Below are 23,327 nucleotides of genomic sequence, written 5' to 3'. Positions count from 1 at the left end.
CGTGACCGCTGCCGTAGCGAGGGGTGCCGGCTCGGAGCCGATGCGCACGGGAGGTGGTTGGAAGCTCGTCGGCCCGATGCGAGGTCGGGCGAGTTACGTCGACCCGACCGGCCGCCCGCTGATCCGGCGACGGTGGCCCGGGCGGACGATGGCCGGCGCGGATGCCGACGGGCATCATCTTGGTGTGGCGGCGGTGGAAGCCTGGTTCCTCGGCGGACCGGTCGACGGACGATTGATGCTGGTGGAGACGACCGCAGCGGGCCTCCTCCCGGCGGTGGTGAGGATGCCGCAGGCTGGCATGTACGTCGGTGCATCCGAGTCCGCAGCGCCGGTGGTGGGGCATCTGTACGCCCAGAGCGACCGCTGGGATGGCGTCCAGGTGTACTCGTACCAGGGAATCGACGAGGCATAGCCGATGGGATCCGACGAACTCCTCGACGCGGAGCAAGTAACCCTTATGTGGCTGAGGCGGGCTCTCGGCGACTTGTACGTGCACGACTGGGCCCCTGCTTCGTCACCGAGTCGGCGAGCGAGCGCTGACCGCTCGCCTCGCCCATCACCTTGTGTCGCACGTGGATCCGTTGTGGCATGTGGACGCCGAGTACGACCGACAGGGCAGGGATGGGGCCATGAAGGTTCGGGACAGGGCCAGGAGGACGCGTATGCAGCCGGACCTTGTCGTCCACCGACGAGGTCTGCGGGGTAGAGAGAACAACCGGCTGTTCGTTGAGGTGAAGCGCCGGTGGCAGCAGCCGGCTGGGGATGCCGGTGACATCGACAAGGTGCGTAAGGCCGTGATCGAACATCGATATCAGGGAGCGGCAGCTGTCGGTATAAGCACGACGGGTAGAGGGTTTTCGCCGGTCTGGACCGTGTACGTCCCCTCGCGGAGGCCGCGAAGCGGTACCCGCCGGAAGGCTACGTTGGTGACGTGGACGGAGGCGGTATTCGATGAGGCGGAGTTCGTAGCTCTCGAGGTAGCCGCCCGGCGAGCCGGAGCGGATTAGGTATCTGTGGGATCGGCCTGGGGGGGTTACTCATCGCCAGGTTCGCTGCGTGCCTCACTGATGCCGACGCCGGACGCGCGTCAGCAGGTACCAGGCTGGGTCCGGTCCTGACGGAGAGGTCGCTCAGGGCCGGAAGGGCATCATGCTCAACCCTGCGGCGGGACAGTGTCAGCCGGGAGGCTTACTGCATCGCTTGGCGCCAGACTTGTCGGATGTATGGGCCGGCGAGGAAAAACGCCCGCTCCACGTCGTCTGGCCGGCGGTGTAGCCGGGCCGCCCATGCGTGGCAGTGGTGCACGTACTCGGCATAGGTGTGCGGCGACGATCGGATGTCCCACATTCCCGCGAAGGCCCAGAACGCCCACGCTGTCCATCGGTCCGCGATCAACGGACCATCGCCGCGCTCGTTGTTGTAGCTGGCAAAGTAGGCAAGCTTTGTGCCGAAGGCAGGGCCCAGTCCGCGTAGACCCTGCGGGCCCATCAGCAGGTGCCACGTCTGCGCCGGGCGGTCCGCGTTTCCGCGGAGCGCGTCCACGAGCGCGGGTAGGCGTTGTTGTCCGTCCTGGTCGAGGATCCGGCGTGTGCGGTGCCATCCGTACGCCTGCTCGCCGAATCCCCATGCCATCGTTGCCACGAAGAGGTCGAGTGGACGTTCCGCGTGGGAGCGCACGGGGCTTGACCCCTGATCCTGGACACGGGGTTTATGCGGCTGGGGCCAGCGTAGCTGGCGTCGGGCGGGTGTTCTTCTCGTAGGTGATCGGTGATTGCTGTCCGAGGCGGGAGTGGCGTCGGACGGTGTTGTAGCGGTGTAGCCAGCGGAACGTGGTCAGGCGTGCTTCGCGTTCGTCGGTGAAGGCGCGGCGGCCTTGCAGGGTCTCGCGTTTGAAGGTGGCGTTGAACGACTCCGCGGCGGCGTTGTCGGCGGAGCTACCGACAGCGCTCATCGACTGTCGGACCCCTGCCGCCGTGCAGGCCTCGGCGAAGGCCCTCGAGGTGTACTGGGCTCCGTGGTCCGTATGCATGATCGCCCCGTGCAGGCTGCCCCGGGTGCGCTGGGCGGCGTTGAGGGCGTCGATGACCAGGTCGGTGCGCATGTGATCGGCGATCGCCCAGCCCGCGAGGCGCCGGGAGTGCAGGTCCAGGACGGTGGCCAGGTAGAGGAACCCACGGTCACCGACCGGTAGGTAGGTGATGTCGCCGACGTAGCGCTGATTCGGCCGCCCGGCGGTGAAGTCCCGGCCGATTAGGTCCGCAGCCTTCGCCGCGGCCGGGTCCGGCACCGTCGTACGAGTTCGTCGGCGCAGTCGCAGTCCTTGCACGCCGAAGCGGCGCATCACCCGGGCGACCCGTTTACGGTTGATCGCCAGCCCGGCGTCGCGGAGTTCGGCGGTGACCCGTGGTGCCCCGTAGGTGCCGTCGTGCGCGGTGTGCACCGCCCGGATCCGGTCCACGAGAGCGACGTCCGCGGCCTGGCGGGCGGCCCGCGCTTCGGCGGCCGAGCGCCAGTAGTAGAAGCTCGAACGGGACACCCCGATAGCCGTGCACAACCGCTTCACGCCGTAGCGTGCCTGGTGGTCCGCGACGAACTGGAAGCGGTTCACCAGCGCGTCTCCCCGGCGAAATACCGGGCCGCCTTCCGCAGAATGTCCCGTTCCTCCTCCAACTCGCGGACCCTGCGTCGCAACGCCGCGTTCTCGTCCTCCACCGAGCCGACCGCCGGCGCCGCCGGCCCCGCCGTAACGCCCCGACGCTGATCATCGGCACGGACCCAACTGCGCAACGTCTCTCGATTGACCCCGAGATCATCAGCGACCTGCGCGATTGTCGCCCCCGGCCGAGACCGGTACAACGCGACCGCGTCGGCCTTGAACTCGGCGGGGTAGTGCTTCATCACCATCTGTCAGGGACTCCTGATCTCCCCGGACCATCACGATCCAAGGCTCAAGTGTCCAGGACCAGGGGGCAACTCCCCACCTGCTGACGACTGATGGTGGCGCTTGTGTCGGTGTGAATGAGGACGCGCGCGACCCGTTCGACGGCGTCGGCTACGGTCGGGTCCACCGGTTGGCGCCGCCAGGCGGCGAGCTTCCATCGCACGGCGTGCGCAGGTGTGGGTTCGGGGAACGACTCGATGATTCGTTCCGTAATCGCCAAGGCAGTGATCTCGTCAGGCGCCTCACCGGCTGCCCGGCTGCGCACGAACTCGGCGAGAGCCGCTGTCCACTCGACCTCTGTCACGGCGGACATTGTCCTTACCTGCACCGATGGCTGCGGTCATACGACAGGACACGATTGGAGCGCTTGTCGGGTCACATCGCTCTCAGTCGGCGGAGCAGTCGCATCAAGGTCGTGGTCGCCCTCTTCCGCGAAGGGTGGGGCGGGGTTGTACGTGAGAAATGCATTTTGCCTGGATTGGGTTCCCGTCAGCTGCCCTCCGGAGATCTATTTGATGCGGGCCATCTCCTCGTCTTCGCAGATTGGCTACTCCGAGTCGGGCGTCGTCGGCGATGGCCGGACGACATGTATCGCGTGAGAGGTGCTCGCTGGCCGCAAGGCTGCTCGGCGGCGTCGGTGGAAGTTCCACGGTCGGCGTTCCGGTGCTGCTCCGCCGTGTCGTGCCCACATCGCAGGGCCGGCCTTTCGTAGTGTCTAGCGGCAAGAAGTCCTGTTGGTGGGACCATCGCGACCGGGCAACGGTGGGCTCGCGTACGTATTGCTGTTGGTACGTGAAGGAGAGACCGAATGAAGCAGGGCGCCCCAGAGAGACGCCCCGCCAGTGGTGTCAACTAGCCGACAGTCCCAGGGCTGACACAGAACTGGGCTTGGGGACGCCGATCAAGTGAGTCACGTCGGCTCTGAATCTCGCGAAGATCGCGGGTTCGCGAAAGTGAGGAGGAAGGCCCTCCATGTGCTGTCGGGAAATGACAGTGCGGTGCCGGGGTCGGTGGAGTCGAAGATGTCTACACCGCGATCATGGCGCGAGACGGTGACGCAGTGGTCGTTGGCGCACTTGGAGCTGCGTCGTGTCCACAAGGGCGCCGAGTACTCGTTCTTCTCCATTCTTCCTCCTGAATTTTCTGACTCGTGCTGGGGGTCGTAGTTATGGGTGGTTGTGCGAATCGGACGAAATCATCTGTCGTTTTCGTGGCTCGTCGGCGTGGAGGATGCCCGCCAGTCGAGCAACCACCCTCACGTTGCGTCTTGCAGGCGATTGCTCTTTGTAAGCAAAGTAGCAGGGCAGTGCCGGGTTCGGCTACGAATGTCATGGTCCATTGGCCCACGTGGGGCTGGATGGGATGGTCTGCTAGCTTATTGCCACTAGCCATAGCCGGACAGGCGAAAGCAAACTGCTACAGGCAAGTTTCCGCGTTCCTTTTGCCTGTTGCAATTATCGGCGGAAAGGCGTGGACGTGAGGACGGGCGGGCAGGGGCCGACGACTAATCGCAGACGCCTGCGTATGGCGCTGCGCAGCATGAGGCTTCGTCGCAATTACTCGCTTGAGGACGTCCGCAGCCAGATGGAATGGTCGCTGTCCAAGGTCGTACGCATCGAGAGCGGCACGGTGAGCATCTCGGTCAACGATCTCCGGGTGCTGCTGTCCCTTTACGGCGTCAGCGACCCTGACGAGGTCACCCAGATGATCGACTTGGCGCGGTTGGCGCGCCGACGTCACTGGGCGGCGGAGTACCGGGAGTACGTGTCGGCCTCCTACATGGACTTCCTGGGCTATGAGGACGATGCCACACAGATCAGCCAGTACCACCCTTTCCTGATCCCTGGGCTTCTGCAGACCGAGGATTACGCACGGTTGGTGGTCACCGCCGGTCCGCATTACCGCAACGACAGTCAGGCCGCCGAAGCGAGGGTGCGGCTCCGTATGGCTCGGCAGGCTCGGGTGTTTGCGGCCGGTCGGCAGTGCAGAGTGCGTGTCGTGTTGGATGAACGCGCGCTCAAGCCCGTCCACCGCCCAGACGTGATGCGAAATCAGATCAAAAAGATCCTGGATCTGCTACCTCGCCTCGATCTGGTCATCCTCGAGCAAGATACCGCCGCCGAAACCGGCTTCGTCGGTCCGTTTTCCTTTCACGAGTTCGACTCCGACCTTGATCCCGACGTGGTCTACCTCGACAACCAGCCCGACGACGTGGCCCTCGTCGAGGACGCCGACATGGTGGACGGCTACAAGGCCTCGTTCCGCGCGTTGTACGGACAGGCCGTCCCCGGCGACTCCGACACTGCTCGGAAGACCCTCGACCGCTACCGGCATCACTGACCATCTCGGTCACCGCCCCGCGCATGACGGGGCTTGGGCACAGGGATCACATCCGCCTCACGCCTGACCGCCCTCGGTTCCCTCCCGCCTCCGTCGAAGTCGTCGAGGTGCCACCGGCCGCACACCGGCTGCAGGACGACCTTCACCGACTCACGTCCGGTCGGGTAGGCCAACGCGATCAGCAGCACACCTGCCAGGACTGCCATCCCCATGTCACCCACGGCCGCTCCCGCAGACAACGCCACCGCGGCCAGCACAGCCCGGCTCACGACTTCACTCCGGACCGTCAGGGCCGCCCGCAACGGGCCGGCCATCGGGGTCGTCGGCGGCGTCACCGCCACCGATAGCCGCATGGACGACACGTCGACGTCGGACACCGGGTCCGTCGTCACACCGCCACCGGTCACCATCATCGAGAACCTCCATCTACCCTCGCGGTCACCCTCAGACTTGCAGAACGCAAATTCCGATCCGCCTAAGGCAAGTTGCTTATGGCAGGTTATCCGACGAAGGTGGCTCCGGTTGCGCGCCACGCGGGATGGCGTGTCGTGTCGGCCACCCCGCGCTCCTCCGGGCCGGCGGCGCCAGACCGGTCGCATCGGGGTAACGGTTGGTGGCCAGAAGCAATCCACGACGGTCGAGGAGTGCGGTGGAGGCGGCGAGCCGCGAGAGCGGGGTTCGCCTCGGAGAGTCCGCGTTCAGATGCCCGTGCGGGCGTGGATGACTCGCCGCTCGTAGGAGGCCAGGACCACACGGGGGTCGGTCATGAGGGCGGTGAACCGGTCGATGTCGGCGGAGGTGACACCGGTCAGGGTGGGCTGACGGTGTGCGGCGATGTCGGCGAGGAGGCGGCATCCGGGGCCGTTACCGGTCCAGGTCTCGGTGGTGGTGTGCACGCAGTGCTGCACCATCCCGTGGTCCACAAGCAGGGTCTCGATGTCGCTGGTCCACGTTGGCGTCCCGTGGTGGCCGGTGAGTGCGCGGTGGATCTGGTGCAGCATGCGGTCGATCAGGCTCGTGTCCTCATCTGCGGGTGTCCGGTAGATCCGCGGTGGGGTGGCAGTGATGTCGGCCAGGAGGAGCCAGCCGTCGGGCCGTAGCCGGGCGATCATCTGTTCGAGCACGTCGACCGGGTCGCGGAGGGGGCCGTGCGGCCAGCGGGCGACGATGTGGTCATAGCTGTCCGTCGTGCCGGGCAGGAGGTCTCGGTCGAGGTCGCGCTGCTGGACGTCGATGACGCTGGTCGAGGTGAGGCGGCTGGTGTCGTGGTCGACGGCGGTGATCGACCCGAAACAGCCGACGAGCTGCGCCAGCCCGGCGGTGATCTCACCGGGGCTGGCCCCGATCTCCAGCACCGACTGGTGGGATCGGATGTCGATCCGATCCAGGTCCGTGCGGATGACCGGGTCAAGCAACAGATGCAGGGGCCCAGGGTTGGTGGGCAGCGACGTGATCGTCATCGGGTTCCTCTTCAAGGTTGGGTGTGGGTGACGTCGGTGGCATCGGCGTCGGCCGCGCCTGACCCGTGGGTCAGGTGGCGGGTTTGATGCGGTCGATGAGCTGCGCGGCGACTTCGATGGGTGTGCGCTGGTGGGGCAGGAGCGGTTCGGCGGCGTAGCCGGCGACGACGGCGGCGTACAGGTCGGGCAGGTGGGTGGTGGTCCCGGCGAGTTCTTCGAGGAACGCGAGGGCGCAGTGGGGCACGTACCAGGGGTTGTATCCGCCTTCGTGGGCGGCGACGAGGCGGCCGTGGCAGAGCCGCCCCGCGGCGTCGACGAGTAGGCGGGTCATCTGTCGGTAGGTGTCGGCGGTGAGCATCTGTCGGGCGAGGGGATCGAAGACGTTGGCGTCGAAGCCGGCCGCGAGCAGGATCAGGTCGGGGGCGAAGCGGTCGAGGGCGGGCAGGACGACCTGGTGCATGGCGTGGAGGTAGCCGGCGTGGCCGGTGCCGGCCGGTAGCGGCACGTTGAGGGCGTACCCGGCACCCGCGCCGGCGCCGTTCTCGCGCAGGGCGCCGGAGTCGGGTGGGAAGCAATTGGCCTGGTGCAACGAGATGGTGAGGACGGTCGGGTCGGCGTAGAAGATGGCCTGGGTGCCGTTGCCGTGGTGGACGTCGACATCGACGATCGCGATGCGGGGCAGGCCGAGTGTGGTCTGGGCGTGGCGGGCGGCGACGGCGATGGTGTTGAACAGGCAGAAGCCCATAGCGTGGTCGGCGGTGGCGTGGTGGCCCGGCGGCCGCGTCAGGGCGTACCCGTTGGTGACCTCGCCTTCGGCGACGCGGGTGACGAGTTCGGTCAGGCCGCCGGCGGCGAGTCGGGCGATGCGGTAGCTGCCCCGGCCCACCGGGGAGTAGCCGTCGCCGGCGTCTCCACCCCGAGGCTGGTCGCTCTGCTGTTTGATGTGCTGCACGTGGTCGCTGGTGTGTACGCGCAGGAGTTCGGTCATGGTGGCCTCGCGGGGCTCGATGGCGACGAGGTCGCGGAGCAGGCCGCTGGCGTGGATCAGGTCGTGGATACGGCGTGTGGTGTCGGCGTTGCCGACGTGCGTGCCGGGTGGGATGCCCGCGGACGGATCTGGGGGCAGGAGGCCGTCGCTGGTGCCGGTGTCGTGCCACAGGTAGTGCGGGTGGAAGACGTAGCCGGTGGGCATGGGGTGTCGCCTCCGTGAACGGGTGCCAGGGTCAGGGCGCGGTGGTGAACGTGGGGTGTGGTGTGCGGGGGTGGGGGATCGGTGCCTGGATGGCGGCGGCCAGGTCGGCGGCGAGGGCGTCGATCTGGCCGCGGGTGATGCCGGGCATGCAGATGAGGTGGCTCAGGGGCCCGTCGGTGGCCAGCAGCCATTTGGCGCGTACCGGCTCGGGTGGGGTCGGTAGGACGACGGTGAAGGCGTGGGGCCAGCGGCGGGCTGTCCAGCCGGTCGCGCGGATCTGCTCGACGGCGTACGCGGCGACGCTGCGGGCGTGGCTTGCCCGCCAGCGGTGGCCTTCGCGGCCGTGTGCGGCGATGGCGTGCCACAGCAGGGCGGCGGCCAGGCCGCAGCGGGAGCCGGTGATGGTGGTGTCGACGCTGGCCGTGTAGGCGATCGGTTGCCGGGCTGGTGTGCGGGCGCTGTCGCGGATGAGGACCACCCCGCAGGGTGTGGGCACGCCGAGGAACTTGTGGCCGCTGATAGCGATGCTGCTGATGCCGCTGGCGTCGTCGAGGCGGAGCTGGCCGTCGAGGGCGAGGGGGATGCCGGACAGGGCGGCGTCGACGTGCAGGTGCCCGGCCATGCCGTACTCGGTGAGGATCGCGTGAACACGGGTGGTGTCGTCGACGGCTTCGGTCATGGTGGTGCCGGCCGTGGCGACGACGATCGCGGGCCATCGCCGGCGTTTGCGGATCTGCGCGGCGAGGTCGTCGTAGTCCATCTCCCCGTCGGGGTGCGCCCGCACGACGACGGTGGAGGCGCCGAGCATGTTCACGATCTTGGGGATGGAGTAGTGGGCGGCGGTGGAGTAGTAGATGCGGGCGGTCGGCCACCGTCGGTAGGCGGCGTGCAGGGCGGACAGGTTGCCTTCGGTGCCGCCGGTGGTGACGTAGCCCCACCGGTCCTCGGCCGGCATGCCGAGCAGGTCGGCGACCCAGCCGATCACGGCTTGTTCCAGCACCCGGGTATGCGCCACCCCCCCGGTGTCGGCGGGGTCGCCGATGTTGTTCCACAGCCGGCGGCCGAGGCGGGTGATGACCGGGGTGGGGTCAAGGTCGACCGCGCCCGGGTATCCGATGCTCGTCGCTGCGGCGGCATCGGCTGTGTGGACGAGATAATCGAGTACGGCGGTGACGTCGATGTCGTCGCGGGTGAGGTCCGCGGCAGCGGCCAGATCGAGGGTCACGCTGCCGGCTCCCCGCCCAGGTGCACGCGGAGGATGTCGTGCAGGGCGGCGAGACGCCGCCACACCTCGCGGATCGCGGAGTCGCCCTGCTCGGTGAGGGTGGCGTGCGGGTTGTGCCAGAGCGAGTTCCAGGAGGCGTCGAGGGGTTTGCTGGAGCGCACGCCGTCGCCGGTGCGTCGGGCGTGGGGGTCGCGGTCGACCTTGATGGCGGTGTCGTCGGTCAGCAGCACGTAGCACTGGCCCTTGAGGTCGAAGACCGACCTGCTGTAGGCGGTGCCGGACGGGCTGCGCAGGGCGTGGGCGAGCTGGTACCAGGAGCCGTCGGCGGAGTCCAGCGTGCTCACCCCCGCGCCGGCGTAGGTCGCGTCGGGTGGGAGGGTCATGTCGCCGCCGTTGACCATCGACCGTTGCGGACCCAGGGGATGCCACGGCTGACCGGCGGCCGCCCCGTGAGCGATGTTGGTGCGGGCGATGCCGGCCAGGTCGGTCAGCAGCGCCGGGAGATGGTGCGACTCGGGTGCGGACAGGAACAGCCGGACGGCGGTGTGCAGCCGGAACCCCTGCGGCTCCGCCGGGGCGTCGGAGGTGAAGAACAGCATCACCGCGTGCGGGCCGAGGGCCTCGCGGGTGCCGTACCGCTCGTCGGCGGCGTGCAGGTGCCCGGCGTTGAGACGTGTGCACCGGTACACCACCTGCTGACGGAGATCCGCCCACCACCGCTCGTCCCGCCCCGCTACCTCGTTGCCGGGCTGCCCGGCCGGTGCGAACGGCCCACCAGATGGGGGTGGGGGCGGCGGTGGCGTGGGCGCAGGCTCTGCCGTGCGCGGGTAGGCGGAGGCAGATCCGTAGTGGGACGGCGTGGCGTAGCCCGGCGCGGGCGGTGGGCCGTAGCCGGCCCCAGGCCCGTAGCCGATCGGCGGGCGGTACCCGTCTGGGGGTTGTGGGTTGACAGGCGCCTGGTCGTGCTGCGGGTGCCAGCCGGGATGCAGCGGGTCGACGCGGCCACCGGCGTGGCCGACAGGTCGTTGGGCGTGTGTCATCATCGCGGTCCTCGTCAGATCGAGATGGTGATGGCGTCGGGCACCGCGTTCGGTGCCGGCGTGCCACGGCCGATACCGGCGTAGACCTGCGGCCGGAACTGCCGCAGATGCTCGGCCCACAACCCGCCGAGCACCGCGGCGGCGGCGATGATCAGGGGCAGCAGCAGCGGGACCAGGGACCCGGGTGCGGCGCCGAGGAGGCTGCCCGCGTTGAGGACCATCAGGCCCAGCAGCACCGTCCCGGCGATCAGACCGAGCGTGGGTGCGAGGCGCCACTGCCACACGCTGGCCCGCTCACCGCGCACCGGGCGTGTAGCGGTCAGCGTGGCCAGTGACGCGGCCAGCAGCAGGCTCAGCAGGCCCATCGCCCCCAGCGTGGACAGCCAGGTGAACATCTGCGTGAGCGGGTCGACGCCGGCGGCGGCGAACCCGGCGACCACCACCGCGGCGATGCCGGTCTGGGTCAGCGATCCGCCGCGCGGCGCGCTGACCCGCCTGCCGTCCTCGGTGCCGGCGAGCCTGGCCGGCAGCACCCCCTCGCGGGCCATGGCGAACACGTACCGGGCGACCACGTTGTGGAAGCTCAGCGTCGCGGTGGCGACCCCGAGCAGCAGCGTCACCCCGGCCACGACCACCGGCCAGGCGCCGAACCAGCCCAGGATCGTCAACGGCAGATCAGCGTCCGCCGCGGCCCGGTCGGCCACGGTGTGCGGGCCGACCGCCACACCCATCGCCCACGCCGCCGCGGCATACACCCCGCCGAGCACGAGCGCCCCGACCACGGTGGCCCGGCTCACCGCACGCCGGTCGACGGCCTCTTCGACGAACGAGCCGGGGGCGTCGATGCCCATCAGCGAGGCCACGCAGAACGCCACCGCCCCGCCGATGCCCCCGACCGCCAACCCGGAGGCGTCGAAGCCCTCCCAGGACAGGCCGCCGGCCGCGGCGTGACCCACACCGGCCAGCACGAACAGGGCGACGATCAGCAGCGACACCACCAGGACGGCGGTCAGAACCCGGGTCGACCGGTGGATCGGCCACCGCCCGAACACCGCGACCGCCGCCAGGGCGATGCCCGCCCACACCCACCACGCCCCGCCGGCCTGGGCGGCGAGGGTCGCGCCGAGCAGCCCGTAGAGGCTGATCTGGATCGCGTTGTAGGCCACCAACGCGACCATGCCGCCGGCCACCCCCCAGCCGGGCCCGAGACCGCGGGCGAGGATGCCGTAGTAGGCCGCCGGGTGCCCGACCTGACGCGCCATCGCCGTGTACCCGACCGCCAGCACGCCCACCGCCGCGGCGACCAGTACATAGGTCAGGGGCAGCGCGCTCACCCCGGTGGTCGAGTAGATCGCCGGGATACCGCCGACCAGCACCACCAGCGGCGCTGACGCCTGCGATCCGAAGACCCACAACCCGAACGGCGTCACCGTTCTGCGTTCCAGCGCCACCTGCACGCCCGCCGTCACCGCACCTCACCCCGCTGCGGCACGTCGGGGCACGACGAGCTGCGGCAACCGTCGACCGGATGGGCGATCACGGCGCAGGCCGGGGTCGCCACCACGTACACCGCCGCCGGCCGCACCGGGCCGCTACGCCAGAAGCGGTGGTCGCGGGCCAGGGCCCGGTCGGCCTGGTGCCGATCGGCGGTGAACCCGAACAGGTCGTGGCTGCCGTTGCGCCACACCCGCCGGATCGCGTAACCCCACCCGTCCTCGACCGGAGGGCTGACAGGTGTGGGGGCTCGTGTCGCCGCCATCCGGGTGCGGATTGTCGATCGACGTGACGGGCGGTGACGGGTCCGAACGGTTGACACGAGGGATGCTCCTTCGTCGTCGAGACGGTGTGACAGGGGGGCCGGGTGCTGCCCCGGGTCTCACGAGTGGGCCGACGGTTGCCGCCGTCGGGTGAGACCCGGGGCGCTCGGGGTGGCGGCGCGGACACCGAATTGGGCGAGTCCGCGTCCCGCCGCGCCGGGACGCAGCCGCAGATGTGTTCGTCCGGTCGGCGGACGGGTCGGACGGGACTCGCACCTGTGCCTCCCCACGAGCGGGTGACGCGAGCGTCCGCTCGCCTCACCGGGCTGCGACCCGGCGACCGGCTCGGGCGGGTGTCGGGTCACCTGCCGTACCGGGTCGTGCGAATGCCGCAGCGGTCGATGTCGTGGGATCAGTTATGGCCAGACGGTGCACTGTCGACCACTGTCGACGCGAAAAATCGACATCCGCACGGCCCCCGGTGACGGTCGCAACGACGCTCAGCCCGCTCCCGGCTGATCCCTGTCACGCCGGTCGGGCCGCCACTCCGTTCGGCTCGCGGGGTGTGAGGGTGAGCCGGACCGCAGGCGTGTCGGCTGTCGGCGTGTCGGATTTCGGTGTCGAGGGTGGTCGACACACGCAGACGACCCGTCTCCTGAACGAAAAAGTCCGACACGGGCAGGCCAGGCGGCGCAAACGTCTGCGGCCCGCGGACGCTGGGAGGGGTCATGAGGAAACGTCTGGTCGTCGACACCCACGCCAGTTCCTGCTACTTCCGCACCTCCGTCGACGACGGTGAGCGCAAGGCGCTGGTGCAGATCACCGAGCGGTGCAACCTGCACTGCGCGCACTGCTTCGTCTCCTCCACCGACACCGGAGTCGACATCGCGCTCGAGGACATGGTCGAGGTGGTCCTGCCTCGGCTGCGGCGGGCCCGGGTGACCCGGCTGACGATGACCGGCGGGGAACCGTTCGCGCATCCGCACCTGGTGCAGATGTGCGCCGCCGCGGCGCGGATGGACCTGCCCGTGAAGATCTGCACGAACGCGACCCAGACCAGCGACGCGCAGATCGCCGCGCTCGCCGAGTTGGGCACCGTGCGGGTCAATGTCAGCTTCGACGGGTTCCGTCCTGCCTCGCACGGCCGGTTCCGGGGAAACCGGGACTCCTTCGCGGTCACCGTCGACACGACCCGCAGGTTCGCTGACGCCGGGCTGCTGCACGGGATCCTGTCGACGCCCAACGTGCTGACCCGCCCTGAGGAGTTCACGCAGCTGTGCGCGTTCGCCGCCGACCTGGGCGCGCAGTACGTGCTGATGAACCCGCTGTCGAGCTTCGGCCGAGGGGTGAGGTCCCATGGCCGGCTTGCCGCACCGGAGCAGACGATGCGGGCGATCACGGCAGCCACCGCGCCGCTGGCCGATCGGGTCGAGCTGGTGCCGATCCGGTTCCCCAACGACGAGCGGCCGTTGTCCGGCTGCGACGCCGGCACCCTGATCTACGTGTTCGCCAACGGTGACACCGCCGTGTGTCCCTATCTGGTCTTCGCCGCCCGGACACCGCAGTCACGGCACACCGACCGCGAGTTCCTCGTCGGCAACATCTTCGACGGCGAGATCGCCGACGTCCTCGACGCGTACCGGTTCCACGACCGCTACCAGGTCGGCGCCGAGCCGACCTGCGGCGCGTGCGCGTTGACCAGCTCCTGCGGCAAGGGCTGCCCCGCGGCGGTGGTCGCCGCCGGGCAGCGCATCGGCGCGCCGGACGCCGAGCAGTGCCCACCCGAGGCGGTCCGGTTCCCGCTGCTGCCGACCCCTACCGTTCGGCGGTGACCGGTCATGTTCATCGTGATCGAGGGACCCAACGGCGTCGGTAAAACCACCATCGCGGGCCTGCTGGCCGAACGGCTGCGCCACCGCGGCCACCTCGTGCATCTGACATCCGAGCCCACCCGGACCCGGCTCGGGGAGCTGCTGCGCCAGGCCGAGGACGTCATCCACGGCCGGGCCCTGGCCCTCGCGATCGCGGCCGACCGCACGCTGCACGTCGAGGACGAGATCATCCCCGCGCTCGACGCCGGTCACCTCGTCATCAGCGACCGGTATGTGCAGTCTTCGCTGGTGCTGCAGCGCGTCGACGCGGTCGACCTGCGGGAGATCTGGAGCTACAACCGGTACGTGCTGCAACCCGCCGTCTGCTTCTATTTGGTCGACGACCCGCACACCATCGGCGCCCGCCTCACCGCCCGCCGGCAGCTGACCCGCTTGGAGGCCGCCGGCACTCCCGAGCGGGAGCTGCAGCTCTACGACCAGGCGTTCGCGTTCCTGCGCCGCCAGTCGTGGCACCAAACCACCGTCGATTGCCGGGGCCGGAACCCGGACCAGGTCGCCTCCGCGATCCTCGACACGCTGGACCCGCTGCTCGCCCACCGGCGCGCGGCCTGACAGGCTCGCCGGTGTGTTGTCGATCCTGACGCTGAACATCCAGGCCACCTCCCGGCGGCGCGCCGACGCGCTGCTGCGGTGGCTCGCCGACCGGCCCGAGCAGATCCTGCTGCTGACCGAAACCAGCGCCGGTGACGGCAGCGCCTACCTGCTCGACCAGTTCCGTCGCGCCGGCTGCCACGTGCACCACCCACCCCTGCCCGGTGACCGGGGCGCGGCGATGATCAGCCGGATTCCGGTCACCGGCCGCCCGGATCTCACCGCCGGACTCAGCGTCCCCGGACGGGCCGTCGCCGCCACCATCGACACCGATCCGGCGGTCACGGTCCTCGGCGTCTACGTGCCCTCCAGCGACCGCGCCCCGGCCAAGGTCGAACGTAAACGGGCGTTCCTGGCCTCCCTCACCGACACCCTCGACCGGATGACGGCCGACGAGCGGGCCCATCTGGTGCTCGGCGGGGACTACAACGTCATCCCCCGCGACCACCAGCCGCCCTACCCGGGGGTGTGGCGGCCGTTCGAGTACGCCCTGTTCGACGCGCTCACCGCCGCCGGTCTCACCGACGCGCACGCCCACCTGGCTCCCGGCGTCCAGCAGCACAGCTGGTTCGGGCGGGCCGGCAACGGCTACCGCTTCGACTACCTGCACATCGGCGCCGCCCTACGCGACACGATTCGAGGCGGCGGCTACCTGCAGGAGCCGCGCGAGCAGGGTCTCACCGACCACGCCGCGGTCACCGTCGACCTGGACCTGCCCACCGACACCACCAGCATCGTTGCCGTGTCGCCGGTGGCCGCGCCGGCCACACTGTTCTAAACCCTGGCCGTCTGCGCCGCGCGGATCAACGAGTCGTAGGTGTCGCTGGTCCGCTTCAACGGCACCTCCAAGGCGACCGCGAACCGGTGCAGGTCCGCCTGGACCTCCTCGCCTTCCTCACCGGCCGCGATGATGCGCTCGATCTCCAGGAACGAGCCGATGCCGTCCACCTCATCCAGGCACAGCGACATCCGGCCGACCGTGGCGGTGCGGCGGGTCTTGCGGATCCGTACCGTCGGGTAGAAACCCAACTGCTGGATCGCCGCGTGCATCTGATCCCGGTCGGCCACCTCCGTCTCGTGCTCCATACACGACTGCTCGTTGGCCACCGGAGTCTTCACCGTCAACAGGTGCCGCCCCCGCTGCGTACGCAGACGCGCGAACGGCACACCGATCTTGGAATGCCCGTACTCCCACCCGACCCGCGCATAAGCCTGATCGTCCTGAACGATCGGCGTCGACAGCACCACCCCACGCGCGGCCAGAGCCATCTCCAGAGCGGGAAGGTCAACGACCCGGTACTTGACCTCCACCTCGCAGACAGCCATCACGGTCGATTCCGCCGCCACGGGCGCGTCGAAGGTCGTCACGTCGTGGCAGCCTACGGTCCGACCGCGGCAGCAGAACGTAGCCACGCCCTGGCACAACAGGCAGCGACGAGCAGTCAGCGGAGGCGAGTTGCTGTAGTCGGCTCATGTAAAGGCGTGCCCTGGCCACCCCAACAGCAGACGGGCATTCCCGCTTCCGAACCTGCCTCGTCATCGCCGCCGTCATCTGGCTGCCTCGGTCGGCGCTGGCCGTCCTACGCGCTCACCCGGGCGGAGCTGACGAACCAGACACCAGAGGTGACATCGATCGGCTCGCCGATCCAGGGCTGCACGATGACGGCGACCTCCGACGTCACCGGCCACACGTCCACGATCCCACCGTCACGCGTCACGGTGACGTGCGCTCGCAGTGGCTCTACGACACCGGGCGGCAGATCCCACGAACGCTCAAGGAAGCCGTCCGCGCCGAACTTCTCCACCACGATGACCACCACCACGGTCACAACCTAGCGGCGGCCCACCGCTTCATGACCGACAAGACGGAACCGAGCTGGAGCAGGGCCGCAGCGTGGTTCCCGGTCGGTAGCCAGTCGCCGCAGGTGGGCAGGCGGCAGCCGTGAACGTCCCCGGTTTGACGGTCTCCGCCCGGCAGGGGAGGCCACGCCATCGATGCGAGCTTGCCTCGGCGAGGCAGCTCTCACTCGACATGTGTACGGCTGTTCGCCTTTTCGAGTTATAAGCGAGCCTTTGTGCATTTTTGGGGCCACTGTCGTTGCTTGACTTCTTGCGACTGCCTTCGCTCGGGATGCCGAGCAGGCCTCGCCGGACCGTCCCGCGGTCCGGCGACGATGCGTCCCACGCGTAGAGGAGTGACTCGATCATGCGCCGAGCCACGAGGATGTTCATCACCGCCGGGATCGCCCTGGTGACAGCGGCCGGCGTACCTGCACCGGTGTCGGCCGCTGACGGTAAGCCGCGTGGCGGCGGCAAACCCTGTCCTGCCGAGCGCGTGCTGGCCCAACCGCCGTTCCCGCCGACGAACGTGAACCTGTTCACGCCGGAGACCTATGCGCAGGCGCCGCCGATGGTGCCGGCGCCACCGCGACGAATCACGGAGGCGCAGTTGCGGGTGCAGTTGGCCAAGGCGTTGTTGCCGAGGGCGAAGCGGCATCCAGGGGTGGTGGCGCGAGGTCTGGCGGTCTTCGACGACCGGAAGATCAAGAAGGTCATTCCGGACCCGAACCTGCGGGCGGCGTTGGCGTCGCTGGTCGGTGGTCCGTCCGAGGTCAGCGTCGACACGATCCGCTCCGGCCTCTACGCCCGGGTCCACTTCGCGGCGCTGCCCCCGACTACGGTCGCGCAGGTCTCGCCTAACGCGCAGGGCGACCCGGAGATCCTGTTCAACGAGCGGTACCGCTTCGAGAACTTCAGCCTGCTGGGTGTAGCGATGGCGCACGAGACGCTGCACCAGGATCCCGCCGTTGGTGGGATGGAGGAGTACATCGCGACCACGCTCCACGCCGGCTACTACGGGCAGGTGCTGCTCGAGCAACCGAAGCTGGTCACCGGCGGCACGGAGCTGACCCGACGCGCCAACACCCTGCTGTTGGCGTTGGTGAACACCCGGGACGCGAAGGGCCGGCAGAGTCTGACGGCGAATCGGGGCAACGTGTTCCCCGGCGGGAAGCCTCTGGCCAACTTCCGGTCGATCTTCCCCGCCGACCTGGGCCCGGCCACGCCCGGGAACCAGGATCTGGACGCCTTTCTTAGTGCGATGACGAAGACCCGGCAGCGCAACGCCGACTTCGACCAGGCCACCGCCGACCTCCTCGACGTCCGGCTGCTCTGGGCCCCACCCGAGGGCCGGCTGCGCGTGGCCAAACTGCTGCAACTCAAACTGCCCAAGGGCTGCCCGCCCTGGCCGCAGCCGACGGTCCCCACGCAGATCCCCGCCGGCGATCAGCCAGCCGAAGCCATATCCGCCACCTTCGTCGAACGGCCGGTGGCGAGCGGCCCAGCCTCGCCCCTCGCGGCGACCGCGACCGTGCTCTCCCTGCTCGCCCTGCTGCGGCTGCGACGCCGCCACCGGGCGGTGCCGGGTGAGCCGCGTCAACGTCCCTGATGAGCGCGCGGTCCACGACCCGTCGTACCGGATTGCTGACGGCGGCGGTGACCGGCATGGTCACCGCCGCCGCCTGATGGTCCCGTCGCCCGAAACGCCGCCACCGCCCACCGCCGGACTGTCCCAACAGCGGACAGCGACAAGCGCACCGACCCCGAGCCCCGTCGACCCGACAGCGGGATCGACCAGGCCCGTGACACCCACCGCAGCCGCCGGCCCGGGACCGACGGCTGTTGCTACCGCCGGCACGGCCGTCACAGCGCCGTCCCAGCCGGCCCTGCTGGCGGCGGGATCCGTCCGGCTGCCGCAGGGCGGCACGGCCCGCCTCGTCCGCCGGGACATCCGGGCCGACGGCACGCTGCCCGTACCCGACGGGGTCACCGAGGTGACCTGGTGGGGCTCGGAGCTGCCCGCCGCACGCGGAGCGGCGGTCCTCGCCGGGCATGTCAACTGGCAGGGGAAAGTCGGTCCGTTCGCCGAACTGTGGCAGGCCGAGCACGGCGGCCCCATCGAGGTCACCGACCGGCACGGACGTCCGCGCCGCTACCGGATCACCGAGGTGCACACCGTGGCGAAGAACGACCTGCCCCGCCGCGCCCCAGACCTGTTCGCACAGCACGGGCCCCACCGGATCGTGCTGGTCACCTGCGGTGGCCGCTGGATAGGCGGGCCACTCGGCTTCGAGGCCAACCGCATCGTCGTCGGCCAACCAGACTGACCGCACGTGCTCCTCCCACCAGCCGGAGCACTCTCACCACCGGCACGGGAACACCCAGACGTGCTACCCGGACCCCACCTGACCGTCGGACCTGCATGAGGCCCGTGCCGCGTCGAGGTCAGCAACGTGCCATCGGTGGGGCGTTATGCCGCCTTCGGGCGGTTGCGGCGTGGCACGAGCTTGGTCGTCGCCTGGGCGGTGGTCCTCTTCAACTCCGCGAGGACGGAGGTGTAGATGTCGGCGGTCATCGTGTACGAGGAGTGGCCGAGGGTGTCCTGGATTTCCTTGATGCTGGCCCCGGCCGCGAGCATCAGGGTCGCGGCGATGTGCCGCATGTCGTGGAACCGGACCGGGGGCAGGCCGCTTCGGGCGACGAGCCGGTCGAAGCGGCCGGTGACCGTCTCCGGGTGCCAGGGTTGGCCGTCACGGCGTCGGACGAAGAAGATGTCGGTGTCGGCCCAGGCGTCGCCGGCGGCAAGCTTCCACCCCGCACGGCGCTGCAGGTAGGTGCGCAGGGTTGTCACGGTGTCGTCGCTGAGGTCGACGACCCGGTCCCCGGCCGCCGACTTCACCCCCTTCTCGATCACCTGGTAGCCGACGCTGGTGCGCTGGCTGGTGATGGTGATCGCGGCGGCTGCCAGATCGACGTCGTAGTCGTGCAGACCGCACAGCTCACCTCGACGGGGGCCGCGGTGGATAGCCAAATCGAACAGCGGATATAGCTCGGGTTCTTCGGCTTCGGCGATGTCGAGGAACGCGCCCACCTGGGCGGGCGTCCAGACCATCACCGGGCTTGGTCGCTGCCCGGTGTGACGCCACCGGTTGACCGCCGCGTCGGTCCACAACCTGGGCTTCGGTGACTTGCCGGACCGCAGTTCGACTGACTCGGCCGGATTACGGTCGATCAGGCGGTGATGGTAGAGACGGCGCGCGTCGTTGAGCGCCTTGCGCAGGGTCGCCAGGATGCGCTGCTGGCTGGCGGCACCGACCGTCCGTTTCCCCTTGACCGTGTCCCGGACCTCCTTCACAGGGCTGGCCTTAGCGGCGAAGATCTCGGCGTTGCGGGACTCGATCGCGGTGAACACCGATTCGATGTCCGCGGCGGTGAGATCCTGCAGAGCAACCCGACCCAGATGGGGTGCCCAGTACGCGGTGATGTGGTCCTGGTAGCTGCGCCGCGTCGCCGGTTGCAGCTTCGTCCGCCCCTTGATCCACTCGGCGAGGTACTGGCCGACAGTGAGCTGGGTGCCGGTGGATACGTCGGCGCGGATGCGACGGGCGACGTGATCGTGGGCGGGCAGCGGCTGCTGGGGCGTGACCGCTTGCAGCAGGTCCGCGATCTGCCGGCGTCGAATCTCGTCACGGCCGGCGAGGTCGAGCAGCGCGCGGGCGTGGTCGCGTTCGTCGACGGCCTTGTCTCGGGTGTCGAAGCCGCCGCGGCGCAGTTGCCGCCTCCTACCGGCGGCGTCGAGGGGAAGTTCCAGCTGGTAGCGCCACGTGCCGTGGTGGGGGTTCCACCCGTTGCCCCGGCGCAGCTTGGGGCATCGTGCGCCGAGACGTTTGCCGTCTGTGCGGCAGCTACAGAGCTTGGTGATGGATCCGTCTGCCACGAGTTCTCTCCTCGCCGACGCCCGCCGGTGGCGGGCATCGGATTGTGGGGTGTCCGTCGGGTGGTGATCGACGCTCGACACGGCGACGCGATCAAGTCCCGGGTGGGGTCGGGGGTTCGCTGGGTACGCCGAGAGCGGCCAGGATCGCCGCGACGGAGACCCGGTAGCGGGAGCCGACCCGCAACACGGGCACCGGCAGCCGGTCCCCGCGCGCCAACTCGTAGGCGCTGCTGCGGGACATGCCGAAGATCTCACCAGCGGTGGCGACATCGGTGACCGCGCCGAGCGCGCGGATGCGCTCGATCGTCCAGGCGGGCGGGGATGCTGAAGTGTTCTGGAAGGGTGTGCGATTCGTGTCATACATGGCATTTGTCCTTCTTGGTGCGAGAAAGAGGCACGCCACCTGGGGTGGCGTGCCTCTAGGGACAGGGTGGCGGAGTTGGCTCAACGAACCCTTGCCGGAGCCACCCTCCAGTAAAGAATCCTACCAATACCATATCTCCGCTAGGCACGTTGACCCGATGCTGGTGAGAAGGCGCACATATATCGACGACAGTCGGTCTTGTAGTGACGGCTCGGTTAATGACAGAGTCGAACAGTCACCCAAACCGCACGGGAGGATCACAGAGTGTCACACTCGTTAGTGAAGCGGTCCCTTGGAGCCGCCGCTGCCGTCACCGCAGGATTCCTACTATTGGCCGCCCCGGCTCAAGCTGCACCTGAAACCGAAGCGGCCGGCAACAAGCAGGCAAAATCGACGGTTAGCGCCGCCGAGATCGCGGCGAATAATGCCGCCGTGTGGGCGTCGCTGCCGCCGAACGTGACCATGAGGGTTACCGGAAAGGCGCCCAAGATTCAGGGCCCGATCGACCACTACACTCAGAACGGTCCTACGGTCACGACGGGCGTGACTCCTTTCGCCGTGGACGCAATTCCCTTCTCCTACACCTTCAGTGGAGTGTGGAGCATGGACGGCCGAGACTTCCGATCCACGCGGACGAATTTCTGTAAGGACATCGAAGCCACGTGGGATTTTCCCGAGGAGTCGTACCATGAGTTCAAGGTTACCCTTTCAGCGGGCGGAACTATCACCGTTCCCACTGACGGCGTGATGCGTACCTGGTGCTGGTCGAACGTTCCGACGAACACAACTATGCACTTTCGCTATTTCTCTACGAACAACTCCGGCGGTGACATCGCCAAGGCTTCGGGCAGCGGCTCGGTCCACTACTAACCTGCAGACCTGTTAAGGGTGCGCGGAGGCGAGTCGCCTCCGCGCACCCTTAGCGTCGGCGGGTCGCCGTCAGGGGGCGGATGGGGTCATGATCGACAGCCTAGTCAGGTTGGCAAGGTTGGCTGTTGGCGTAAGCTCCACGGTGGTTCCGCCTGCCGGCTTGTCCGCAGACGCTCGCCCGATCGTGACGGCCCCAACCTGGTTGTTCTGCTGGGATGGATCCGGCATTAAGACACGGTTGGTTTGATAAACCTCACCGTCTTCGGGAATGCCTTCCATGACTAGCTTTCCGCCGGTGCCGCGTACGGAACCCGGAACGTTGCTGATATTCGTGTACACCTGGCCAGCGAATCCGGTGCTGGTAACGAGGTCGACAGTGGCTTCGTTGCGGACGGTATCGACTGCCGTTACGCGTCCGACCAAGCCCTCGGCGACGACGGCTAGTTGCCCTCGCCGCACTCCTTGATCCTTCGGGAACGCCACTGTTACCTGTTGGCCGTTCCTACCGACCACCTCAGCTGGTACGGCCCGCGCGTCGCCGTCCGCCCCGTCCTCACCAGGCACCTCGAACACCTTCGTGAGGCTGGCGAACGGTCGCTTCGGCTTGCTGAACCCCGCGATCGTCGTCGTCTGCGCGGTAGCAGCGATCGGGAGTCGTTTTACGACAAGCCGACTGGTGGGGCCGTCCGGTTCTTGTATCATTTCATTATCGACTGCGGTGCTTGACACCTGGACCGCTGTCACGCCCGGCATGGCGAGGGCGATGGCATAGGTGCCCCAGGAGTCATTACTGACCACGCCGGCGGCTCCGGACAACCGTGGACTGACCAGACTTATCACCTGAGTCTTCGTCGGGTCGGGTGCTGGCCGATCAACCCGCATCCGCAACGCGTCCGCCGCACCGGAATCACCGGTGAAGAACGCTAGCCTCGCGTCGCCCTGCTTGTCGTATCCCTGCAGGACGACCACCGTCGAGCGCAGGCGTGGATGGCGCGTCGCGACAAGGGCCCGAACATCAGTGTGCGGACCTGCCGAGTTGGCACGGTCCCAGACGCTGGTGGCCTCACGTACCAGGCCAGCGTCCACGTCTCCCACCGCGGACCAGCCCAGAAACGGGCCGTCCGGTGGCGGAGCAGCGAGTTGCGGTGCGGGCCCGAATCCGACAACCCGAAACATCGTGACCAGCACCGCCAAGCAAACCGCAGCCGCGGCTCCGGCGGCGATACGCCGCCGTCTGCGACGCCGGTCTACCCGCCGCATGATCTTGCCTTCATAGCCCTCGGCCGGTACCACCGACTCGGCCAGATCCGCCAGGCCGTCACGGAACTCTGTCGTGTTATGCATAGCGCACCTCTTGATCAGCAACAGCGTCGGCCTCAATCCACTGCTTACGTAGAGTCTGCAAACCCCTCGATGAAAGACTCTTGACCGTGCCAACCGAACAACCCAGCACGTGCGCCGTGTCCTGCTCGGAAAGGTCCTCGTAGAAGCGCAGTACGACTGCGGCACGCTGCCGTGCTGGCAGCCCGTCCAACGCCCGGCGGAGCAAGTCCCGCTGTTCCACCCCCACGTACTCGTCGCGTGCCTGGCCCTCCACCAGCCGACCCAAGGGCTGCTCCCACCAGGATCGGCGCCGCCTCCAGGTCACGAAGGTGTTGACTAGAATGCGCCGAACGTAGTGATCGACGCCTTCTGCGCGTTGCAGTCGAGGCCATGCCACAACCGTCTTGGCCAACGTCGTCTGGACTAGATCCTCGGCTTTTCCTCGGTCTCCGCACAGCAGGAACGCGGTCCGGAACAGCGATCCGTAACGCGCCCGTACAAATGCTGTCACCTCCTCATCCTCGCGATCGTGCATATGCCACCCGCACCCTCAGTC

The 23,327-nt window shown here is 68.6% G+C and carries 26 protein-coding genes; 9 read left to right on the top strand and 17 right to left on the bottom strand.

The window, feature by feature from the left end:
• Position 1: 1 nt before the first annotated feature.
• Both KBX50_RS27305 and KBX50_RS27300 read left to right on the top strand, forming a co-directional pair.
• Positions 2 to 412, top strand: a complete 411-nt coding sequence (locus KBX50_RS27305; RefSeq protein WP_210940556.1) for a hypothetical protein — start codon at positions 2 to 4, stop codon at positions 410 to 412.
• 178 nt (positions 413 to 590) lie between these two features.
• A complete protein-coding gene (locus KBX50_RS27300) occupies positions 591 to 1,007 on the top strand; it encodes a hypothetical protein (RefSeq protein WP_210940554.1) in 417 nt (138 codons plus the stop codon).
• A gap of 181 nt (positions 1,008 to 1,188) precedes the next feature.
• On the opposite strand, the gene KBX50_RS27295 is transcribed toward KBX50_RS27300, so the two are convergent.
• The 4 genes from KBX50_RS27295 to KBX50_RS27280 all read right to left on the bottom strand — a co-directional run bounded on the left by KBX50_RS27295 (position 1,189) and on the right by KBX50_RS27280 (position 4,067).
• Positions 1,189 to 1,677 (bottom strand): hypothetical protein, encoded by a 489-nt coding sequence (locus KBX50_RS27295; protein WP_374224738.1) that lies wholly within the window; start codon positions 1,675 to 1,677, stop codon positions 1,189 to 1,191.
• A gap of 31 nt (positions 1,678 to 1,708) precedes the next feature.
• A protein-coding gene (locus tag KBX50_RS27290; RefSeq protein ID WP_210940550.1) for an IS3 family transposase occupies positions 1,709 to 2,904 on the bottom strand; the annotation gives its coding sequence in 2 pieces (ribosomal slippage) (positions 1,709 to 2,619 and positions 2,619 to 2,904; 1,197 coding nt in all).
• A gap of 44 nt (positions 2,905 to 2,948) precedes the next feature.
• Positions 2,949 to 3,245 carry a hypothetical protein gene (locus KBX50_RS27285; protein ID WP_210940548.1) on the bottom strand — a complete coding sequence of 99 codons (297 nt, stop codon included), beginning with the start codon at positions 3,243 to 3,245 and terminating at the stop codon, positions 2,949 to 2,951.
• A gap of 606 nt (positions 3,246 to 3,851) precedes the next feature.
• Entirely contained in the window at positions 3,852 to 4,067 is a 216-nt protein-coding gene (locus KBX50_RS27280; RefSeq protein ID WP_210940546.1) for a DUF397 domain-containing protein, read from the bottom strand.
• A gap of 398 nt (positions 4,068 to 4,465) precedes the next feature.
• On the opposite strand from KBX50_RS27280, the gene KBX50_RS27275 reads away from it, so the two are divergent.
• On the top strand, positions 4,466 to 5,281 hold the full coding sequence (locus KBX50_RS27275) for a helix-turn-helix transcriptional regulator (RefSeq protein WP_210940544.1): 816 nt from the start codon (positions 4,466 to 4,468) through the stop codon (positions 5,279 to 5,281).
• Here KBX50_RS27275 and KBX50_RS27270 read toward each other — a convergent pair.
• The 7 genes from KBX50_RS27270 to KBX50_RS27240 all read right to left on the bottom strand — a co-directional run bounded on the left by KBX50_RS27270 (position 5,275) and on the right by KBX50_RS27240 (position 11,957).
• The gene (locus KBX50_RS27270; protein ID WP_210940542.1) at positions 5,275 to 5,814 is read right to left on the bottom strand and encodes a hypothetical protein; all 540 of its coding nucleotides are present in this window, start codon (positions 5,812 to 5,814) and stop codon (positions 5,275 to 5,277) included. The genes KBX50_RS27275 and KBX50_RS27270 overlap by 7 nt on opposite strands.
• 165 nt (positions 5,815 to 5,979) lie before the next feature.
• Positions 5,980 to 6,741, bottom strand: coding sequence for a class I SAM-dependent methyltransferase (locus tag KBX50_RS27265; RefSeq protein WP_210940540.1), 762 nt, complete (start codon positions 6,739 to 6,741; stop codon positions 5,980 to 5,982).
• Between the two features lie 70 nt (positions 6,742 to 6,811).
• Positions 6,812 to 7,933, bottom strand: coding sequence for a class II histone deacetylase (locus KBX50_RS27260; RefSeq protein ID WP_210940531.1), 1,122 nt, complete (start codon positions 7,931 to 7,933; stop codon positions 6,812 to 6,814).
• A gap of 31 nt (positions 7,934 to 7,964) precedes the next feature.
• Positions 7,965 to 9,158 carry a histidine decarboxylase gene (locus tag KBX50_RS27255; RefSeq protein ID WP_210940529.1) on the bottom strand — a complete coding sequence of 398 codons (1,194 nt, stop codon included), beginning with the start codon at positions 9,156 to 9,158 and terminating at the stop codon, positions 7,965 to 7,967.
• Positions 9,155 to 10,198: a hypothetical protein gene (locus KBX50_RS27250; RefSeq protein WP_247674526.1), complete on the bottom strand. Its 1,044-nt coding sequence runs from the start codon at positions 10,196 to 10,198 to the stop codon at positions 9,155 to 9,157. The genes KBX50_RS27255 and KBX50_RS27250 overlap by 4 nt, the downstream gene beginning before the upstream one ends.
• 14 nt (positions 10,199 to 10,212) lie before the next feature.
• Positions 10,213 to 11,667, bottom strand: coding sequence for an APC family permease (locus KBX50_RS27245; protein WP_307871087.1), 1,455 nt, complete (start codon positions 11,665 to 11,667; stop codon positions 10,213 to 10,215).
• Positions 11,664 to 11,957: a hypothetical protein gene (locus KBX50_RS27240; RefSeq protein ID WP_210940527.1), complete on the bottom strand. Its 294-nt coding sequence runs from the start codon at positions 11,955 to 11,957 to the stop codon at positions 11,664 to 11,666. Before KBX50_RS27240 ends, KBX50_RS27245 begins: the two co-directional genes overlap by 4 nt.
• Positions 11,958 to 12,683: 726 nt before the next feature.
• On the opposite strand from KBX50_RS27240, the gene KBX50_RS33035 reads away from it, so the two are divergent.
• From KBX50_RS33035 to KBX50_RS27220, 3 genes are read left to right on the top strand one after another with little or no spacing between them, the layout of a single operon-like run.
• Positions 12,684 to 13,787 (top strand): radical SAM protein, encoded by a 1,104-nt coding sequence (locus KBX50_RS33035; RefSeq protein ID WP_247674525.1) that lies wholly within the window; start codon positions 12,684 to 12,686, stop codon positions 13,785 to 13,787.
• A 6-nt stretch (positions 13,788 to 13,793) separates the two neighbouring features.
• Positions 13,794 to 14,399, top strand: coding sequence for a dTMP kinase (gene tmk / locus KBX50_RS27225; protein ID WP_210940525.1), 606 nt, complete (start codon positions 13,794 to 13,796; stop codon positions 14,397 to 14,399).
• A 13-nt stretch (positions 14,400 to 14,412) separates the two neighbouring features.
• Positions 14,413 to 15,216: an endonuclease/exonuclease/phosphatase family protein gene (locus KBX50_RS27220; RefSeq protein ID WP_210940524.1), complete on the top strand. Its 804-nt coding sequence runs from the start codon at positions 14,413 to 14,415 to the stop codon at positions 15,214 to 15,216.
• Here the strand turns inward: KBX50_RS27220 and KBX50_RS27215 are convergent.
• Entirely contained in the window at positions 15,213 to 15,806 is a 594-nt protein-coding gene (locus tag KBX50_RS27215; RefSeq protein ID WP_307871086.1) for a class IV adenylate cyclase, read from the bottom strand. The two genes, KBX50_RS27220 and KBX50_RS27215, sit on opposite strands and share 4 nt — an antisense overlap.
• Before the next feature lie 212 nt (positions 15,807 to 16,018).
• Positions 16,019 to 16,261 carry a hypothetical protein gene (locus KBX50_RS27210; protein WP_210940523.1) on the bottom strand — a complete coding sequence of 81 codons (243 nt, stop codon included), beginning with the start codon at positions 16,259 to 16,261 and terminating at the stop codon, positions 16,019 to 16,021.
• A 383-nt stretch (positions 16,262 to 16,644) separates the two neighbouring features.
• On the opposite strand from KBX50_RS27210, the gene KBX50_RS27205 reads away from it, so the two are divergent.
• Both KBX50_RS27205 and KBX50_RS27200 read left to right on the top strand, forming a co-directional pair.
• A complete protein-coding gene (locus KBX50_RS27205; RefSeq protein WP_210940522.1) occupies positions 16,645 to 17,886 on the top strand; it encodes a hypothetical protein in 1,242 nt (413 codons plus the stop codon).
• A gap of 193 nt (positions 17,887 to 18,079) precedes the next feature.
• Complete coding sequence (locus KBX50_RS27200; RefSeq protein WP_210940521.1) at positions 18,080 to 18,604, top strand: class F sortase; 525 nt, start codon at positions 18,080 to 18,082, stop codon at positions 18,602 to 18,604.
• 143 nt (positions 18,605 to 18,747) lie between these two features.
• Here the strand turns inward: KBX50_RS27200 and KBX50_RS27195 are convergent, their stop codons facing one another.
• The gene (locus tag KBX50_RS27195; protein WP_210940520.1) at positions 18,748 to 20,214 is read right to left on the bottom strand and encodes a tyrosine-type recombinase/integrase; all 1,467 of its coding nucleotides are present in this window, start codon (positions 20,212 to 20,214) and stop codon (positions 18,748 to 18,750) included.
• A gap of 91 nt (positions 20,215 to 20,305) precedes the next feature.
• Entirely contained in the window at positions 20,306 to 20,578 is a 273-nt protein-coding gene (locus tag KBX50_RS27190; protein ID WP_210940519.1) for a helix-turn-helix domain-containing protein, read from the bottom strand.
• Between the two features lie 279 nt (positions 20,579 to 20,857).
• Between KBX50_RS27190 and KBX50_RS27185 the strand changes: the two genes are divergently transcribed.
• Positions 20,858 to 21,448 carry a hypothetical protein gene (locus tag KBX50_RS27185; protein ID WP_210940518.1) on the top strand — a complete coding sequence of 197 codons (591 nt, stop codon included), beginning with the start codon at positions 20,858 to 20,860 and terminating at the stop codon, positions 21,446 to 21,448.
• 69 nt (positions 21,449 to 21,517) lie between these two features.
• On the opposite strand, the gene KBX50_RS27180 is transcribed toward KBX50_RS27185, so the two are convergent.
• Positions 21,518 to 22,792: a rod shape-determining protein MreC gene (locus KBX50_RS27180; RefSeq protein ID WP_210940517.1), complete on the bottom strand. Its 1,275-nt coding sequence runs from the start codon at positions 22,790 to 22,792 to the stop codon at positions 21,518 to 21,520.
• A complete protein-coding gene (locus KBX50_RS27175; RefSeq protein WP_210940516.1) occupies positions 22,785 to 23,306 on the bottom strand; it encodes a SigE family RNA polymerase sigma factor in 522 nt (173 codons plus the stop codon). The genes KBX50_RS27180 and KBX50_RS27175 overlap by 8 nt, the downstream gene beginning before the upstream one ends.
• Positions 23,307 to 23,327 lie beyond the last annotated feature (21 nt).

Source organism: Micromonospora sp. C51, assembly GCF_018070435.1.
Taxonomy (GTDB): Bacteria; Actinomycetota; Actinomycetes; order Mycobacteriales; family Micromonosporaceae; genus Micromonospora; species Micromonospora sediminimaris.
Note: the sequence above shows the minus strand (reverse complement) of the source record. Positions and strands in the feature narration are given on the sequence as shown.

Bases quoted from the DNA above. Each gene is read 5' to 3' on its own strand.
- KBX50_RS27280 (WP_210940546.1), bottom strand. From the start codon at position 4,067: ATGGAGAAGAACGAGTACTCGGCGCCCTTGTGGACACGACGCAGCTCC.
- KBX50_RS27275 (WP_210940544.1), top strand. From the start codon at position 4,466: ATGGCGCTGCGCAGCATGAGGCTTCGTCGCAATTACTCGCTTGAGGAC.
- KBX50_RS27265 (WP_210940540.1), bottom strand. From the start codon at position 6,741: ATGACGATCACGTCGCTGCCCACCAACCCTGGGCCCCTGCATCTGTTG.
- KBX50_RS27260 (WP_210940531.1), bottom strand. From the start codon at position 7,933: ATGCCCACCGGCTACGTCTTCCACCCGCACTACCTGTGGCACGACACC.
- KBX50_RS27250 (WP_247674526.1), bottom strand. From the start codon at position 10,198: ATGACACACGCCCAACGACCTGTCGGCCACGCCGGTGGCCGCGTCGAC.
- KBX50_RS27240 (WP_210940527.1), bottom strand. From the start codon at position 11,957: ATGGCGGCGACACGAGCCCCCACACCTGTCAGCCCTCCGGTCGAGGAC.
- KBX50_RS33035 (WP_247674525.1), top strand. From the start codon at position 12,684: ATGAGGAAACGTCTGGTCGTCGACACCCACGCCAGTTCCTGCTACTTC.
- tmk (WP_210940525.1), top strand. From the start codon at position 13,794: ATGTTCATCGTGATCGAGGGACCCAACGGCGTCGGTAAAACCACCATC.
- KBX50_RS27205 (WP_210940522.1), top strand. From the start codon at position 16,645: ATGCGCCGAGCCACGAGGATGTTCATCACCGCCGGGATCGCCCTGGTG.
- KBX50_RS27190 (WP_210940519.1), bottom strand. From the start codon at position 20,578: ATGTATGACACGAATCGCACACCCTTCCAGAACACTTCAGCATCCCCG.
- KBX50_RS27180 (WP_210940517.1), bottom strand. From the start codon at position 22,792: ATGCATAACACGACAGAGTTCCGTGACGGCCTGGCGGATCTGGCCGAG.
- KBX50_RS27175 (WP_210940516.1), bottom strand. From the start codon at position 23,306: ATGCACGATCGCGAGGATGAGGAGGTGACAGCATTTGTACGGGCGCGT.